Source organism: Rhodococcus sp. NPDC056960 (assembly GCF_042674125.1).
GTDB lineage: Bacteria > Actinomycetota > Actinomycetes > Mycobacteriales > Mycobacteriaceae > Rhodococcus_F.
The window spans coordinates 1-16,007 of the sequence record NZ_JBHURF010000019.1; the positions used below are offsets into that span (position 1 = coordinate 1).

The 16,007-nt window shown below is 68.3% G+C and carries 13 protein-coding genes; 8 read left to right on the forward strand and 5 right to left on the reverse strand.

The features are described from left to right. The 7 genes from ACFTWF_RS27720 to ACFTWF_RS27750 form a co-directional block, all read left to right on the forward strand. Nucleotides 1-846 (forward strand): glycine cleavage T C-terminal barrel domain-containing protein (locus ACFTWF_RS27720; protein ID WP_378464351.1); only part of this gene is annotated, 846 nt, incomplete at its 5' end. Beyond that, nucleotides 839-1,432: a sarcosine oxidase subunit gamma gene (locus ACFTWF_RS27725; protein ID WP_378464352.1), complete on the forward strand. Its 594-nt coding sequence runs from the start codon at nt 839-841 to the stop codon at nt 1,430-1,432. The genes ACFTWF_RS27720 and ACFTWF_RS27725, both read left to right, overlap by 8 nt. A gap of 76 nt (nt 1,433-1,508) precedes the next feature. Then, on the forward strand, nt 1,509-2,408 hold the full coding sequence (gene folP / locus ACFTWF_RS27730; protein WP_378464353.1) for a dihydropteroate synthase: 900 nt from the start codon (nt 1,509-1,511) through the stop codon (nt 2,406-2,408). Then, the gene (locus tag ACFTWF_RS27735; protein WP_378464354.1) at nt 2,405-3,082 is read left to right on the forward strand and encodes an aminotransferase class IV; all 678 of its coding nucleotides are present in this window, start codon (nt 2,405-2,407) and stop codon (nt 3,080-3,082) included. Before folP ends, ACFTWF_RS27735 begins: the two co-directional genes overlap by 4 nt. 151 nt (nt 3,083-3,233) lie before the next feature. Then, entirely contained in the window at nt 3,234-3,647 is a 414-nt protein-coding gene (locus ACFTWF_RS27740) for a glycine cleavage system protein H (protein ID WP_378464355.1), read from the forward strand. Between the two features lie 4 nt (nt 3,648-3,651). Then, nucleotides 3,652-5,034 carry an L-serine ammonia-lyase gene (locus tag ACFTWF_RS27745; RefSeq protein ID WP_378464356.1) on the forward strand — a complete coding sequence of 461 codons (1,383 nt, stop codon included), beginning with the start codon at nt 3,652-3,654 and terminating at the stop codon, nt 5,032-5,034. Next, nucleotides 5,021-5,722 (forward strand): hypothetical protein, encoded by a 702-nt coding sequence (locus tag ACFTWF_RS27750; protein WP_378464357.1) that lies wholly within the window; start codon nt 5,021-5,023, stop codon nt 5,720-5,722. The genes ACFTWF_RS27745 and ACFTWF_RS27750 overlap by 14 nt, the downstream gene beginning before the upstream one ends. Here ACFTWF_RS27750 and ACFTWF_RS27755 read toward each other — a convergent pair. From ACFTWF_RS27755 to ACFTWF_RS27775, 5 genes are all read right to left on the reverse strand, one after another. Further along, nucleotides 5,691-9,119 carry a protein kinase gene (locus tag ACFTWF_RS27755; RefSeq protein WP_378464358.1) on the reverse strand — a complete coding sequence of 1,143 codons (3,429 nt, stop codon included), beginning with the start codon at nt 9,117-9,119 and terminating at the stop codon, nt 5,691-5,693. The genes ACFTWF_RS27750 and ACFTWF_RS27755 overlap by 32 nt on opposite strands. Before the next feature lie 74 nt (nt 9,120-9,193). Then, complete coding sequence (locus ACFTWF_RS27760; protein ID WP_378464359.1) at nt 9,194-9,994, reverse strand: IclR family transcriptional regulator; 801 nt, start codon at nt 9,992-9,994, stop codon at nt 9,194-9,196. 74 nt (nt 9,995-10,068) lie between these two features. Then, a complete protein-coding gene (locus tag ACFTWF_RS27765) occupies nt 10,069-11,289 on the reverse strand; it encodes a M24 family metallopeptidase (protein WP_378464360.1) in 1,221 nt (406 codons plus the stop codon). 63 nt (nt 11,290-11,352) lie between these two features. Next, complete coding sequence (locus ACFTWF_RS27770) at nt 11,353-12,687, reverse strand: MFS transporter (protein ID WP_378464361.1); 1,335 nt, start codon at nt 12,685-12,687, stop codon at nt 11,353-11,355. A 214-nt stretch (nt 12,688-12,901) separates the two neighbouring features. Next, nucleotides 12,902-14,401 (reverse strand): PucR family transcriptional regulator, encoded by a 1,500-nt coding sequence (locus tag ACFTWF_RS27775; RefSeq protein WP_378464362.1) that lies wholly within the window; start codon nt 14,399-14,401, stop codon nt 12,902-12,904. Nucleotides 14,402-14,509: 108 nt separating this feature from the next. Between ACFTWF_RS27775 and ACFTWF_RS27780 the strand changes: the two genes are divergently transcribed. After that, nucleotides 14,510-15,994 (forward strand): purine-cytosine permease family protein, encoded by a 1,485-nt coding sequence (locus ACFTWF_RS27780; protein WP_378464363.1) that lies wholly within the window; start codon nt 14,510-14,512, stop codon nt 15,992-15,994. The last annotated feature ends 13 nt before the right edge of the window (nt 15,995-16,007 follow it).

The following is a 16,007-nucleotide window of genomic DNA, read 5'->3' on the forward strand; positions in this document are numbered from 1 at the left end:
CGATACCAGGTCTTCACCACCACCGGCGGCGCCGCGAAAATCCTCGACTGGATGGAGGAATGGCTGCAGACCGAATGGCCCCACCTGAAGGTGCGACTCACCTCCGTCACCGAACAATGGGCCACCTTCCCCGTCGTCGGACCCAAAAGCCGTGACGTGATCGGCGAGGTCTTCCCCGACCTCGACGTCAGCAACGACGCCTTCCCGTTCATGGCCTGGCGCGACACCACCCTCGGCGACCTGCACGTGCGGGTGGCCCGGGTCAGCTTCTCCGGCGAACTCGCCTACGAGGTCAACGTCAACGGCTGGCACGCCCCCGCGATCTGGGCACGCCTGATCGACGCCGGCGAGAAGTTCGACATCACCCCCTACGGCACCGAAACGATGCACGTCCTGCGCGCCGAGAAGGGCTACCCGATCATCGGCCAGGACACCGACGGCACCGTCACACCCCAGGACCTCGGCATGAGCTGGGCGGTATCGAAGAAGAAACCCGACTTCGTCGGCAAACGCTCCTTCACCCGGCAGGAGAACCAGAACCCGCTGCGCAAACAATTCGTCGGGCTGCTGCCCCTCGACCAGCAGACGGTGCTGCCCGAGGGCGCGCAGATCATCGAACACCGCCCCGACGGGACCCTGCCGCCCCCGCCGGTCCCGATGCTCGGCCACGTCACCTCCAGCTACCTCAGCGCCGAACTCGGCCGGCCGTTCGGCCTCGCCCTCGTCAAGGGTGGCCGGGCCCGCGTCGGGGACACCCTGCACGTCCCGGTGGACGGCCGTCTGGTGGCCGTCCAGGTCACCGGTTCCGTTCTCGTCGATCCCGAAGGAGCACGCCGCGATGGCTGACACCCTCGTCCCCCTCAGCCCCCTGCACGGCTGGGACCAGAAGTTCTCCGCGCTCCCCGACTCGGTGCGCCTCGCCGAGGAACCATTCGCCACCATGATCGACCTCTGGGTCGATCCCGCCGGCCCCGGCGGCGCGGCCGCGGCCGCCGTCCTCGGCGTCGACCTGCCCACCGTGCCCTCCACCCGGATCGAGGGTGACACCGCAACCGTCATCTGGCTCGGCCCGCAGGAATTCCTGGTCACCACCCGATCCCAGTCCCCCGAAGAACTCGAGGACGCCCTGCGCACCGCGGTGACCCCGCACGGCGGCGCCGCGATCGACGTCTCCGCGCAGCGCACCACCGTGCGCCTGCGCGGGGCCCACGCCCGCGACGTCCTCGCCAAGGGCTGCTCGCTCGACCTGCACCCCCACGTGTTCGGTCCCGGTGCGGCCGTGCAGACGATGCTCGGTCTCGCCGGCGTCGTCCTGATCGCGCTCGACGACACCGGCACCGACTACCGCATCCTGGTGCGGGCATCGTTCGCCCGGTATCTCGCCGAATGGCTGATCGACGCCGCCGAGGAGTTCGGCATCGATCCGGTCTGACGCGACAATCCCCGGCCCGGTGGACGACATGGCGCCGTCCACCGGGCCGAACCCCATTCTGGAAGGAGTGCGTCGGATGGCCCCGTCCCCTGCTCTCATCGCCTCCCGCCCCGACCGCCTGCTCACCGCCCTCGCCCACGACATGCCCCTGGTCTGCGGCATCGTCAACGTGACCCCGGATTCGTTCTCCGACGGCGGCCGGTACCGCGACACCGCCGCGGCCGTCGAGCACGGACTGTCCCTCGCCGCCGACGGCGCCCGGCTTCTCGACGTCGGCGGCGAATCGACCCGGCCGGGATCGCGGCCCCCGTCCGTCGCCGAGGAGATCGACCGGGTGGTGCCGGTCGTCGCCGCCCTCGCCGAATCGACGTCCGTCCCGATCTCCGTCGACACCTCCCGACCCGACGTGATGCGCGAGGCCGTCGCCGCCGGCGCCACGATGATCAACGACGTCCGCGCCCTCCAACTTCCCGGCGCCCTGCGCGCCGCCGCCGACCTGCAGGTCCCGGTCTGCCTCATGCACATGCGCGGCGAACCGGAGACGATGCAGGACGCACCGCAGTATCGGGACGTCGTGGCCGAGGTCCGACAATTCCTCCTCACCCGCATCGACGCCTGCCACACAGCCGGCATCCCGAGCGAGCACATCCTGCTCGACCCCGGGTTCGGATTCGGCAAAACCCTGGCACACAACCTCGAGCTGCTGTCGCGGCTACCCGAGATCACCGACCTCGGACTGCCGGTGATGGCAGGCCTGTCCCGCAAAGGCATGCTCGGAGCAATCACCGGACGCGACATCGACCACCGCCAGGCCGCCTCCGTCGCCGCCGCCCTCGTCGCCGCGCAGAACGGAGCAGCCGTCCTCCGCGTGCACGACGTCGCCGCGACCGTGGACGCGGTGTCCGTACTCCGGGCGCTCGTATATCGTGGTTCCGCCCACCCGAGTAACACATCGAATCGAGCCTTCGCCCAGTGAACACCGCCGTGTCTGCCGCCGGTATTGCGACGATCGATGCGACCGGTGTCCAGCTGGTGGATACCGGTGCTCAGCTGATGGAGACGATGTTCCACGATCCGCGGACCGGCCTGCGGCACGGGGAGCGGCATCTGCGACGCCTGGCCCGTTCCGCGGCCGCGCTCGGATACGAGTTCGGCGAACGAGACGTCCGGAGCCTTCTCGCGAGGCAACTGTCGGAGGTCGGCGCGGCCCGGGTCCGCGTGCGCCTGCACCACGACGGCGATGTGGACGTCGACGTCTTCCCGCCCCCGGTTGCGCCGTCCCGTGTGACGCTCGTCCTCGACGACGAGCGCGTCGACTCCCGCGACGTCCTCCTCGGTCACAAGACCACCGTGCGCGAACGGTATGACCGCAGGCGACGCCGCCATCCCGAGGCCGACGACGTCGTGCTGGTCAACGAGCTCGGGCACGTCACCGAGACCACGATCGCGAATCTCGCGGCCCGGATCGACGGTGTCTGGTGGACGCCGCCGTTGTCGTCGGGGTGTCTGCCGGGTGTCGAGCGGTCCTGGCAACTCGACCGCGGATTCATGCGCGAGCGCATTCTCACACCGGGCGACCTCATGGAGGCCGAGGCGCTGGCCGTGACGAGCTCGCTCAAGGGCGTAGTCCCCGCGACGCTCCGGCCGTAGCCACCGGTTTCCGACGTTCTCCGGATCACCTCTTGACCCGCCTGCCCACCTGACCTACCGTTATGACCCAGACTAATATATCAATATCCGATCTGTTGGATCGCACGCGCGACGTCCGCGACGACTACGCCCGACTGTCAAAGGAAAAGGCATGAGATCTCGAAAGATTCCCTCGGATCGACGGTTCACGGCCACGCACAGCTGGCTGGCCCTCGCACCGGGACAGAACTTCTCCGACTTTCCGCTGCGGGCCGGTGTCACCGACGCGGCGGTCGACGAGGTCGAGGTCGTGAGCCTGGAACTTCCGGCAGTTCGCAGCACGATCGAGGCAGGCGCCCCCTGCGCCCTGGTGTGGCCGTCGAACCGGACCCCGATCACGGTGTACGCACCGATCAGCGGACTCGTCACTCTCACGAACTCCGACGCCCTCGCGAATCCGGCACTCGTCGCCGACGACCCGTTCCACCGTGGCTGGCTCTTCGCCGTCCTTCCCCTGCCGACGTCGTCGGCGTACGGACTCCTCACCCCCGCGCAATACGCCGGCGAACTCAGCGAGGCTGTGTAACCCCATGACCATCAGCGTTTTCGACCTGTTCTCCGTCGGCGTCGGCCCCTCGAGTTCCCACACCGTCGGACCGATGCGCGCGGGCGCGCGGTTCGTCTCCGACCTCCGTGCGCTCGGTGCACTCACCGACGTGGCCGATGTCCGCGTCGACCTGTACGGCTCGCTCGCGGCCACCGGGGCGGGCCACGGCACGATGTCCGCTGTCCTGCTCGGACTCGAAGGGTATTTCCCGGAGAAGATCGAGACCGAGGAGATGGAGCGGCGGCTCGACGAGATGCGCAGCACCAGGCGCATCCGGGTCGGCGGATCGCAGGACGTCGCACTGGCCGAGGACGAGATCGTCCTCCACCCGCTGACAATTCTGCCGCTGCACCCGAACGGAATGACGATCACCGCGTTCGCCGCCCGGGGCGTCGAGATTCACCGCGAGACCTACTTTTCCGTCGGCGGCGGGTTCGTCGTCACCGAAGCGGAGAGCGCGGAGCCACCGGCAACCAGCACCGGCGGCATGTCGTTCGGATCGGCGAAGGAACTCCTCGACGTCGCGGCCCGCCACGGCTACGCCATCAGCGACGTGATGCTCCAGTTCGAGCGCGAAAAGCGGTCGACCGTCGAGATCTACGAACGGCTCCTCCATATTCGCGACGTCATGGTGGAATGCGAGAAGCGGGGGATTTCCCGCGACGGGATTCTGCCGGGCGCTCTGCGCGTGCGGCGTCGCGCGCGGGACTGGTACCTGCGGCTGGATCAGGAAGACCCGCACCGCGATCCCGCGTTCGCCGAGGACTGGGTCAATCTCGTCGCGCTCGCCGTCAACGAGGAGAATGCATCCGGCGGCCGGATCGTCACCGCGCCCACCAACGGTGCCGCCGGGATCATTCCCGCAGTGCTGCACTACGCCGTCCACTACACACCCGCGGGCCGGGCGGATCCCGACGACACCGCGATCCGCTTCCTCCTCGCCGCGGGAGCCGTGGGATCGCTGTACAAGGAACGCGCGTCGATCTCCGGCGCCGAGGTCGGCTGCCAGGGTGAGGTGGGTTCGGCCGCCTCCATGGCCGCTGCCGGGCTCGCCGAAATCCTCGGCGGCACCACGGAACAGGTGGAGAACGCCGCCGAGATCGCGATGGAGCACAGTCTCGGCCTCACGTGCGATCCCATCGAGGGACTGGTGCAGATCCCCTGCATCGAACGCAACGCGATCTCGGCGGGCAAGGCCATCAACGCCGCCCGCATGGCCCTGCGGGGCGACGGCACCCACCGGGTCAGCCTCGACCAGGTCATCGAGACGATGCGCTCGACGGGCGCGGACATGCTTTCGAAGTACAAGGAGACGTCGACCGGTGGTCTGGCAGTCAACGTTCCGGTCAACTATGTCGAGTGCTGACGTGATCACCGACGAACTTCGGCTTCTGCCCGCTCGCGCCGCGCAGTTCATTCGGCGGAACCGTGTCCGCGAGGACTCCGCACCCGAGACGGGTTTCTCCGTTCTCGACGTCCTCGTGCACTGCGCGCCCGTCCGCGGCGACGCGTTCGTGGTCTTCCAATTGCTGAGCCGCCGCGCACTACCGGTGTCCGGCATCCTGGACGGGGATGCCCTGGACGACGCACTCGCCGTGCTCGATTCGTTCGCCGTGACCGAGGACGAATGCGAGGAGACGTTCGGACCGAACTGGCCGGACGTCATCGAGCACGCCGTCGACGCAGCGGCCGTTCTGCACGACCGCTTCCGAGAGCTGCGTGCCGTGAGCGGCACCGTCGACAGCCGCCGCAGGCTCGCCGCGTGGGCGTGTGCCCGTGATGCGGCCTGGGCGGGTGGCCGGATCAAGTCGTGGTATCGGGCTCAGGACGCCGCATGGGAACGGTGCCACATGGACGAGCGGACACTGCGGGAGGACGAGCGGCTGTGCGCGGATCTCGCGACCGCCGTCCGTGATGCCGCGGCCGCGCTCGCAGTGGCCGATCTGGTCGGAACCGACGACTTCACGCGCTCACACTTCGAGACGTTGCTCGAGCCGTGGCGCCTCTGCTCACCCGACGGCGCTAGTACGCGGCCGCGAGCACTGCATCGGTGAACGCCCTCGGTAGACCCGGATGATCGTTCCTACTCAGGGCCGTCAGCGCCGCGAGAACGTTCGGGCCGCCGTCGGGCAGGAACCGGATCAACCCGTGCCGGGCGCAGTCCACCGCCACGGGCAGTAGCGCCGCCTGCGCCTCCTCGCCGCGCCCCGCCGCCCACAGGCAGCCCACCAGCAGCCGCGTCGCCTGCAGACCGGCCCTGCGCCGTCCGGTCCCGTCGAGTGTCCGCACCCACTCGCCCGCCCAGTCACAGGCGCGTTCGGTCTGCGCGGGGTCGCCCTGCGCCACGAGCAATCCGATGGCCGCCTGCTCCTCGAGTTGGGCCGTGGCCACCGCGATTCCGTCGGCCGGGGTCTGCCGCGTCTCCCGCACGACGGGGACGAACCCGGACGCCGGGGACAGCCCGAGGCGCACCCGCTCGGCGTCGATCGCGGCGCGCAACCGCGGCAGGGCGAACGTCTCGGCCGTCCGCGCACCCTCCTCGAGCCGGTCGGCCGCGGCCTCACGATCCCCGCGCACCGCCATGATGCGCGCCCCGAGGCAGTAATGCCGGATCATGAAATCCGCTGCGCCGCCGAGGGCCGCCGCGTCGAAGCTCTCGTTGAGCAACTCCTCCGCTTCGTCGATCCGGCCCTGCTCGTAATGGACCTCGGCGAGAAGCGCGCGTGTGAGCCGTGCATGCTGCGACTGCGTGTTGGCGGCCTCCCGGACCAGTTGGAACGCCTTGCGGTACAACTCCATCGCACCGCCGACGTCGAGTTGCTCGAACTTCGCGAGCCCGGCGAAGCAGTATCCGTATGCCACGGAGTACGGCCCGGTGTTCTGCCGGTGATACGGGGCCGCCCAGCTCTGCCGTCGGTAGGCGTCCTCGAACCGGAATTCGCAACAATCGACGAACGTCTCGATGAGCGCGGCCATCGACACCACGAACGGGTGACATTCCGCGGGCTGCGCGAGGCATTCGCCGACGAGGTCCCGCACGCCCTCGATGCGGTCGGCGGTCACCTCGATGTCGCCTTGCAGGACATCGGCTTCCACGCGGAGTTGCGCGGCGTGCGGCTCGGGCATCTCCCCACCGTCGAGTTCTTCGAGCGCGCGGGTCCGGGCGGCCTGCGCGAGTTCCAGGCGCTGCAGTTCGCAATTCGCCCAGCCGATGGTGAGCTGCAGTCGGGGGCTCGCGGCCACCAGATCGGCCGGCAGCTTCGCGATCAGGCAGAGCAGCGTCGACATCTGCGACCTGTCGAGCAGGTACAGGTCGTCCTCCTCGACCAGCGCCACCGCACGCTGCGGTTCACCCGCGGCGAGGAGGTGATCGACGGCCTCGCCCAGCAGGTGCCGCTCCCGGAACCAGTCGTGCGCCCGGCGGTGCAGATCCGTGATGCGTCCGGGGTGGTCCCGTTCGAGGCGCTGGTGCAGGATCTGGGCGAACAGGTGGTGGTAGCGGAACCACTGCCGGTCGTCCCCCGTCCTGCCGAGAAACAGGTCGCGGCCGGCGACCTGCTCGAGCTTCGCCTGCCCGTCCCGCACCCCGGCCAGCGCTGACGCCAGGTCTCCGCACACCCTGTCGGGGACCGACGTGGCGAGCATGAAATCGAGCATGTCGGGTTCGAGGGCGTCGAGCACGTTCTCGGCCAGATACTCGCCGATGGCGTCGGTGCCGGTCCGGAGTTGTTCGATGAGATTCTCCGGACTCCCGGCTTCCCGCAACGACAGCGAGGCCAACTGCAGCGCCGCGATCCAGCCGTCGGTCGAGTCCCGGAGCTGTTCGATGTCGGTGTCGTCCAGGGGCATCTGCACGCGGTCCGACAGGAAGCTCTGCGATTCGTCGAAGTCGAAAGCCAGTTCCCCGGAGTCAATTTCGTTCAGTTCGTCGAGAACCCGCATCCGGCCCAGCGGCAGCCCCGACCGGCTGCGGCTCGCCACGACGATCTTCAGGTGGTGGCAGCCGTTGTCCAGGAGGAATTTCATCGCGTCGATCGGGCCGGCGTCGGTGATCCGATGCCAGTCGTCGATCACGACGACCAGGGCGTCCTCACTGTCGTGCAGCCGGTTGATCAGGGTGGTGAGGACGAACCGCTCCACCATGTTCCCGTGTTCTTCGAGCGCTTGACCGAGTTCGCCGACCACCTCGGGGCGCACCCGCCGGATCGCCTCCACCAGATGGGACAGGAACCACACCAGATGGTTGTCGTCGCGATCGACGGTGAGCCACGCGACCGCGGTTCCGGTGTCGACCAGATCGTCGCGCCACTGCGCCACCAGGCTGCTCTTGCCGAACCCCGCCGGCGCGTGGACGAGAGTCAGCCTGCGGTCCCGGCCTGCCCGGAGTGCGGCGATGAGCCGTCGTCGCGGCACGAGCTGCCGGGTGGTGGTGGGGGGACGAAATTTCGTCACCGGTGCGGGTGGCGTCGGCGGCGTCCGCACGTTGTAGGGAAGTCCGGGACCACGGGAGCCGGTCGAGTCGCCGCCGCTGTCGTGGGGCCGCTCGGGTGCGCGCCGAATCGGGATGTACATGTCGTCGACGGTCAGGCCGCTGCTCCGCTCCACCGCGCGGAGCTCGTTGCCGAAGTCGGCGGCGCTCGCGGGCCTGTCCTCGACCGCCCGGGACATGGCGTGTTCGACGGCGCTGCACACGTCGGCGGGGATGCCGGCATCCCTCAGGTCCGGGACCGCCTGCGTGGAGATCCGCAGAAACTGGCCGACGACCTGTTCCCCGCTCCTGCGCTCGTATGCGGCATGGCCGGTCAACGCGCAGAACAGTGTGGAGCCGAGGCTGTAGACGTCGGATTCGACCGTGGGAGGCCGGCCTTCGAGCACTTCGGGCGCGGTGAACGCCGGGGAGCCGGTGATCGAGCCGGCCGCCGTCTCGAATCCACCGGAGACGCGGGCGATGCCGAAGTCCGTCAATTGCGGTTCGTCGTATTCGGTGAGCAGGATGTTCGCGGGTTTGACGTCGCGGTGCAGCATCCCGCCGCGGTGCGCGGTTTCGAGCGCGCCGGACATCTTGATTCCGAGCCGCAGCACGTCCTGCCAGCCGAGCGGGCCCGAACGCCGGATCTGCGCGTCGAGCGAACCGAACGAGTGGTACGGCATGACGAGGAACGGGCGCCTGCTCCTGGTGACACCGACCTGGTAGACGGCGACGATGTTCGGATGCCCGGACGTGCGGCCCATCGCCCGCTGCTCGCGCACGAACCTGGTCACGTTGTCGGGGTCGAGGTTCGACGTCAGGACCTTGACGGCCACGGTGCGGTCGAGATCTTCCTGCAGGCAGCGGTAGACGACACCGAACCCGCCGCGGCCGATTTCCACGGCTTCGTCGAACCCGGCGGCGGCCAGTTCCGTCGCGATCTCCGGCTCGCGCCGGGTTGCCCACGGATCGTCGTTCGCCATCGGCCTGCACCACCTCCGACACGCTCCACTCAGAATAGTCCGCGGCGGGTGCCCGACGAGTGGATGTGATGCGGTCAGTCGGGGGCTGCGGCCGGTGCCCCCAGCCGCGCCGACACACGTCTCGCGGATTCCGCGACGGTGCGTCCCAGCGTCTCGAGCATGGACTCGGGCACCCGGAACCGCGGCGCGGACAGCATCACGGCGGCCACCAGCACTCCGCGGTGATCGCGGACCGGCGCCGAGATGCCCACCTCCTCGATCGACGTCCGGCCGTCGTTGACGGCGTAGCCGCGACCCGAGATGCCGGCCAACTCGTCGAGGTACTCACCCCGCGACTCCCGTTCGTCGGGTCCGACGAGCAGCCGCCGGTCGAAGAGACGCTCGGTCTCCGCCCGGGGCATCTCGGCGAGGAACACCTGAATGGACGAACTCGCGTAGGTGTCGTACCGGGTGCCCACCGCGGCCGTGTGCTTCACCTGTTTGGGGCTGGGAATCTGTTCGACGACGACGGACTCGTGGCCGTTCCACACCATCAGCGCACTGGTCTCGCCGGTGCGACGCGTGAGCTCCTCCAATTCGGGGAGCGCGACCCGCCGCACGTCGAGGTTGGCCAGCAACGGGCCGGCCAGGGCGATGAGCCCGAGGCCGAGACGGTACCGGCCGGTGCCCTCGTCACGTTCGACGTACCCGGCCTTCTCCAGGGTGGCGAGCATGCGGGAGACGCTGCTCTTGTGCAGGTCGACCTTGCGTGCGATCTCGGTGACACCGAGGACCGGTTCGGCGATCGAGAAGGATTCGAGTACGCGGAGACCGTTGAGCAGGACCGACGGCGACGGCTTCGTGTCACCGTTCTGATCGACGTCGTCCACACTCATGTCCGCTGCGCTCCTTCGACTCGGCTGGTACGTCTGCCGACCCTGCCACACCTGTAGCAGGGTCGGCCTACCGGTCAGACGCCGAGGATGTTGCGTTCCGGCCCGAACGGGAACTTGGTGATGTTCTCGGCACCGTTCTCCCCGATCACGAGGATGTCGTGCTCGCGGTAGCCGCCGGCACCCGGCATCCCTTCGGGGACCATGATCATCGGTTCCATCGACACCACCATGCCGGGCTCGAGGACCGTGTCGATGTCCTCGCGCAGTTCGAGTCCGGCCTCGCGCCCGTAGTAGTGCGAGAGCACGCCGAACGAGTGCCCATACCCGAACGTGCGGTTCGGCAGCAGGCCCTCGGCCTCGTAGATCTCGTTCAACTCGGCCGCAATGTCCTTGCAGACCGCGCCCGGCTTGATCAGTTCGAGTCCGCGGCGGTGGACCTTGACGTTGACCTCCCACAACCGGAGATGCTCGGCCGACGGCTCCCCGAAGAAGAGGGTGCGCTCGAGGGCGGTGTAGTAGCCGGAGATCATCGGGAAACAGTTGAGCGACAGAATGTCTCCGCGCTCCACCCGGCGGCTCGTGGCCCAGTTGTGGGCGCCGTCGGTGTTGATGCCCGATTGGAACCACACCCAGGTGTCGCGCAGTTCGGCATGCGGGAAGGTGGCAGCGATCTCCCGGATCATCGCGTTCGACCCGGCGATCGCCACCTCGTACTCGGGGATCCCCTCGGTGACCGCCGCGCGGATCGCCTCACCACCGAGGTCACCGATCCGGGCGCCGTGCTTGATCAGTTCGATCTCTTCCGCCGACTTCACCATGCGCTGGCGCATCGTGGCCTTGGCGATGTCGGCGAACGTCATTCCCGGCAGGACCGCGGCGATCCGGGCCCGGACGTCGGGAGTGAGGTGGTCGTCCTCCACTCCGAGCACACCGCGGGAGACGCCCTGCTTCGCCAGCACCTGCTGCACCGCGTACTCGAAGTTGTCGCGCTGCCAATCCGTGTAGACGACGTTCTCCCCGAAGGACCGCCGCCACGGCATCCCGGCATCGATGTTGGCGGACACGGTGGTCGAGCCGTCCTGGGTGACGACCAGCGCGTACGGCCGACCGAACGCCGTGTAGAGGAAGTCGGAGTAGTAGTTGATGTTGTGGTAGCTGGTGAACACCGCGGCATCGAACCCGTTGTCCGCCATGTGCTTACGCAGGGCAACGAGCCTGCGGTCCATTTCCACGGGGGAGAACGTGGGAACGACCTTCTCGCCGTTGGGGATGCTCTTGATGCGCTCCAGGTTCATGATGTTCCTTTCGAGTTGCCGGCGGCATCGCGTGATGCCGCACTTCTGTGGGGGTACGGGTGGTCAGGCGTCGGCGAGGGGGCGACGGGAGGTTTCGCGTGCCATGAGCATCGAGCCCATCGCGACGACCGCGGCCGCGACGAGGTACCAGGCGGGGGCGAGGGGGCTGCCGGTGATCTCGATCAACAGGGTGGCGACGAACGGCGCCGTCCCGCCGAACAGCGCGTTCGCGGTGTTGAAGCTGAACGCGAAGCCGCTGTAGCGCACCTGGGTCGGGAAGATCTCGGACAGGAACGTCGGGAGGGTTCCGTCGTTCATGGTGAGGAACGCGCACAGCACGATCTGGATGAGGACCATCCCGGCGATTCCGGCGACGCCGAGCGCACTGAACAGCGGGACGGTGAACACGGCGAAGCAGATCGACGCCGCGATGAGAACTCGTTTGCGGCCGAAGCGATCCGAGAGCGCACCCATCCCGAAGATGAAGAAGATGTAGCAGGCGAGCGCGATCGACGCGGCGACGAAGGAGGCGGTGTGGCCGACGTGCAGCACCTCCGACAGGTACGTCGGCATGTAGCTGAGGATCAGGTAGAAACCGACGGCGTTGAGGCAGGTGACGCCGAACGCGATGAGGATCGCTCGCCGATGGTGGGTGAACAGGATCGACAGCGGGGCGTGGGACTCCACCGTCTGCTCCATCTCCCGGAACCTCGGGGTGTCCTCGAGCTTCAACCGGATGTACCGGCCGATCAGACCCATCGGGGCCGCGAGCAGGAACGGCAACCGCCAGCCCCACCCCTCGAGTTGTTCCGTCGACAACACCGCGGTCAGCAATGCCGCGATCAACGAACCGAACAGGAGTCCGGCGGCCGTGGACGCGGGCACCACGCTCGTGAACAGTCCCCGTCTGCGGTCCGGAGCGTACTCGGCGAGGAAGGCAGAGGCGCCCGCGTACTCACCGGCCGCGGAGAATCCCTGCACCATCCGGACCAGCAGTAACAGGACTGGCGCGAAGTATCCGATCTGGTGGAAGCCGGGAATGAGGCCGATGCAGAACGTCGACACCGACATGATGAGGATCGACAGAGACAACGCCGTGCGACGCCCGACCTTGTCGCCGAAATGACCCCAGACAAGGCCGCCGATCGGCCGGATGACGAACGAGATGGCGAAGACGGCGAACGTCGCCAGCAGGGCCGTCGTCGGCGCGGTGTCCGGGAAGAAGACCGTCGCGATAACCGTTGCGAGATAGCCGTATACGGCGTAGTCGAACCATTCGACGAAGTTGCCGACGAAGCTCGCCGCGATGACCCGCCGGAGGACACCGGGCGCGGGATCCACCACCGCGCCCCCGTCCGTCTGCGTCGGGGCCGAGGGCGAATTGAGATCTTGGGCCATGCCCACTCCTTCTCGGTGCGTCGGCACTCGTCGACTGCGACTACGAGTATCTGTTGCTGTCAGTGCAACCATGATTCGTTCAGTGACGATATTGTGTGCGCCGTCACATGTCAACAGGTTGTCGAATCAAGATGCGTTCACATGATTGCAACGCTGTTGCACCCAGAGGTGTGCGATTGCTCGGTCTACGGCGCGCAGCCTCTCCGGCGCGCGGTCAGAGCGCGCCGGTGTCGATCACACCGCCGAGGTAGAGGCGGGTCGCCAGGTGCACGGCGGCGAGCCGCGGCGAACCCGTCGGATCCTCGCCGAGCAGCGCGAAGATCTGATCGAGCCGTTGGTACAGCGTCTGGCGCTGCACGTGCAGCCGGCCCGCCGCCTCGGTCTTGTTGCATCCGCATTGCAGGTAGACGTCCAGCGTCTCGATCGAGCGGCGCGCACGCTCCGGTCCGGCCGCGAGCAGCGGACCGAGCAGTTCCCGGACGAACGACGACAGCAATTCCGGATCGCCGATACGCCGGCCGAGTCGTTCGATCGCGAGTTCCGCGGCGTCCACCACCGCGTCGGCGATGCCCAGATCGACGGCGAGGTCGAGCGCGAAGCGCGCCTCCGACATCGTGTGCGGCAGTCCGACCACACCCGTGACCGCCGGTCCCACCGCCACCCGCGCCGGTTCGGTTCGCGGTGTCGCACGCAACGATGCGACCACTGCGTCGCGGGAACCGGCCCGGTCCCCGGACCGCAGCACGACGATCGCCTGTAACTCGTCGCCGACGGTCGCCGACACCGTGGTGACCGACAGCCGATGCAACGCGGCATCGACGGCGGCGAGAGCGCCCGGCCCGTCGACCGAACGTCCCACGACCCCGACGTACGAATCCACTTCGGCCAGTCCCGCCGCCCGTGCCGCCGCGACCAGCCGCTCCGGGGCCGGATTCGGCTGGCAGGCGATCCGCAGCAGCGCCTGCGACGCGCGGGCCGCAGCAGAGGGCGGAAAGGAGCGCAGCAGGGAGATCGCCAGTGCTGCGGGCGCGCGCTCGACGATCGCGTCCGCGGTGACGCGATCGACCGGATTCCGGGGAGACACCACCAGCGTCGCCACGCTGACACCCTGAACGGACACCGGCACGGTCACCGCGTCCGGACCGGCGATCTCGTTCCCGTGGGCGGCGATGACGTCGCCGGCGGCGCCCACGAGCGCCAGGTCACCGGGCGAGAGTCGCGCGAGCACCCCGAGCAACTCCCCCGGCCCACCCCCGCGCGCCAACTCCTCGGACAACGCGTGCGCGACAGCATCACCTCGCCGCAGTCGCTGGACCGATTCGTTGACCAGAAGGCCGTTGATCGCCTCGGCCACCTGCACGAACGGTACGACACCCCGCAGTTCGACTACCGGCAAGCCTGCCTCCGACGCCTCCGCGATCAGCTCCGCCGGGATCTGCGGCAGTTGCGGCCCCGTCTCGATGGCCACCCCGGCGACGCGGCGGGCCGACAGTTCCCGCACGTATCGCCGAAGTCCGTTCGGATCGGCGGACGCGAGCGCGAACCCGCCGGTCAGCAGCAATTCTCCGCCGCGGAGCAGGTGCGCGATGTCGATGACCTCGCTCGAGTGCACCCAGCGCACCGGCCGGGACAGCAGGTCCGCGCCGGCCCGCACGACGGGCAGACCGGCGGCGAGGCTCGGGTGCGCGAGCACGTCGGCTAACGACAGTGACATGACATTCCGTTCATTCGCGGCCCCGTCTTGTTGTCAAAGTGTAAATGGTGTGATGTGGGTCACTCGCCGCATGATGGGTATTCCCACATGGCCTCACAAAGGAGTCCGATGGCCACCGACAAAATCGCGGACAGTCCCAACCTCCACGACATCGAAGACGTACTCCAACCCATCCCCGAAGAAGCACGCACGACCCGCGTGTCCGGCCAGTTCTGGATCTGGGCGGGCGCGAACATCGCACCCATCAACTGGGTTCTCGGCGCCCTCGGCATCGGGCTCGGCCTGGGTCTGCGTGACACACTCATCGTCCTGATCGCCGGAAACATCGTAGGCATGGCACTTTTCGGCGTTTTCGTCCTCATCGGCCAGCGTACGGGTGTCACCGGCATGGTGTTGTCGCGGGCGGCGTTCGGCCGCCGCGGCGCCTATCTGCCGGCTGCCATCCAGGCGTGCCTGGCGGTCGGATGGTGTGCGGTGAACACCTGGATCGTGCTCGACTTGGTCATGGCCCTGCTCGGAAAACTCGACGTGGTCGACCCGCACGAGCGCAACCTGGCGGCGAAGGTGCTCGTCGGCGCAGTGATCATGACGATCCAGGTCACCATCGCGTGGTTCGGCTACCGCGTCATCGCCTCGTTCGAACGCTGGACGGTTCCGCCGACGCTGGCGGTGCTCGTCCTCATGTCCGTCGTCGCATGGTTCCACCTCGACATCGACTGGTCCTACGCCGGACCCACCGGTGAAGTCCTGCACGGCGGCGCCCGGATCGCGGCGATGTCCACGGTGATGACCGTCATCGGAATCGGCTGGGGCATCACATGGTTCACCTATGCCTGCGACTACTCGCGGTTCGTGAGCCGGACGGTGCCCCGGCGCAAGCTGTACCTGACCAGCGCCCTCGGTCAGTTCGTTCCGGTGGTCTGGCTCGGAGTGCTCGGTGCCAGTCTCGCCACCACCAACGGCTCGGTGGACCCGGGTGAACTGATCGTGTCGAACTTCGGCGCGCTGGCGCTGCCCGTTCTGTTCCTGGTGATCCACGGACCCATCGCCACCAACATCCTCAACATCTACACGTTCTCGGTCGCCGCGCAGGCCCTCGACATCAAGGTGCCTCGTCGCAAGCTGAACCTGCTGGTCGGCGTGTTCGCCCTGTTCGCCGTCGTCTTCTTCATCTTCCAGTCGAGCCTGGCCACCGTGCTGGAGACCTGGCTGGCGGCGATCGTGGCCTGGATCGCGAGCTGGGCCGGCATCATGCTCGTCCACTACTTCCGGGTCGAGAAGCGGCAGATCGACGCCCGGCGGCTGTTCGAACCGGTCGGATCGCGCAGGCTGCCCGACGTCAACTGGACCACGATGGGATGCTTCGCCGCGGGCATCGCCGCAACGTGGCTGTTCATGTACGGTGCCACGAGCCTCACCCAGGGTTTCGCGGCGCGAGCACTCGGCGGACTCGACCTGTCCTGGCTCGCCGGCGGCGCAGTGGCCGCCGCCCTCTACGCAGCCCTCGGCCCGCGGGCGCACCGCCCCTACCGGACCGCGGATCGACACCCGACACGGTCGGCCGAATCTCCCGACGTCCTCACCGGCAACTGACCCCCGACACCCA

Bases quoted from the DNA above. Each gene is read 5' to 3' on its own strand.
- ACFTWF_RS27725 (WP_378464352.1), top strand. From the start codon at position 839: ATGGCTGACACCCTCGTCCCCCTCAGCCCCCTGCACGGCTGGGACCAG.
- folP (WP_378464353.1), top strand. From the start codon at position 1,509: ATGGCCCCGTCCCCTGCTCTCATCGCCTCCCGCCCCGACCGCCTGCTC.
- ACFTWF_RS27740 (WP_378464355.1), top strand. From the start codon at position 3,234: ATGAGATCTCGAAAGATTCCCTCGGATCGACGGTTCACGGCCACGCAC.
- ACFTWF_RS27745 (WP_378464356.1), top strand. From the start codon at position 3,652: ATGACCATCAGCGTTTTCGACCTGTTCTCCGTCGGCGTCGGCCCCTCG.
- ACFTWF_RS27750 (WP_378464357.1), top strand. From the start codon at position 5,021: ATGTCGAGTGCTGACGTGATCACCGACGAACTTCGGCTTCTGCCCGCT.
- ACFTWF_RS27755 (WP_378464358.1), bottom strand. From the start codon at position 9,119: ATGGCGAACGACGATCCGTGGGCAACCCGGCGCGAGCCGGAGATCGCG.
- ACFTWF_RS27760 (WP_378464359.1), bottom strand. From the start codon at position 9,994: ATGAGTGTGGACGACGTCGATCAGAACGGTGACACGAAGCCGTCGCCG.
- ACFTWF_RS27765 (WP_378464360.1), bottom strand. From the start codon at position 11,289: ATGAACCTGGAGCGCATCAAGAGCATCCCCAACGGCGAGAAGGTCGTT.
- ACFTWF_RS27770 (WP_378464361.1), bottom strand. From the start codon at position 12,687: ATGGCCCAAGATCTCAATTCGCCCTCGGCCCCGACGCAGACGGACGGG.
- ACFTWF_RS27775 (WP_378464362.1), bottom strand. From the start codon at position 14,401: ATGTCACTGTCGTTAGCCGACGTGCTCGCGCACCCGAGCCTCGCCGCC.
- ACFTWF_RS27780 (WP_378464363.1), top strand. From the start codon at position 14,510: ATGGCCACCGACAAAATCGCGGACAGTCCCAACCTCCACGACATCGAA.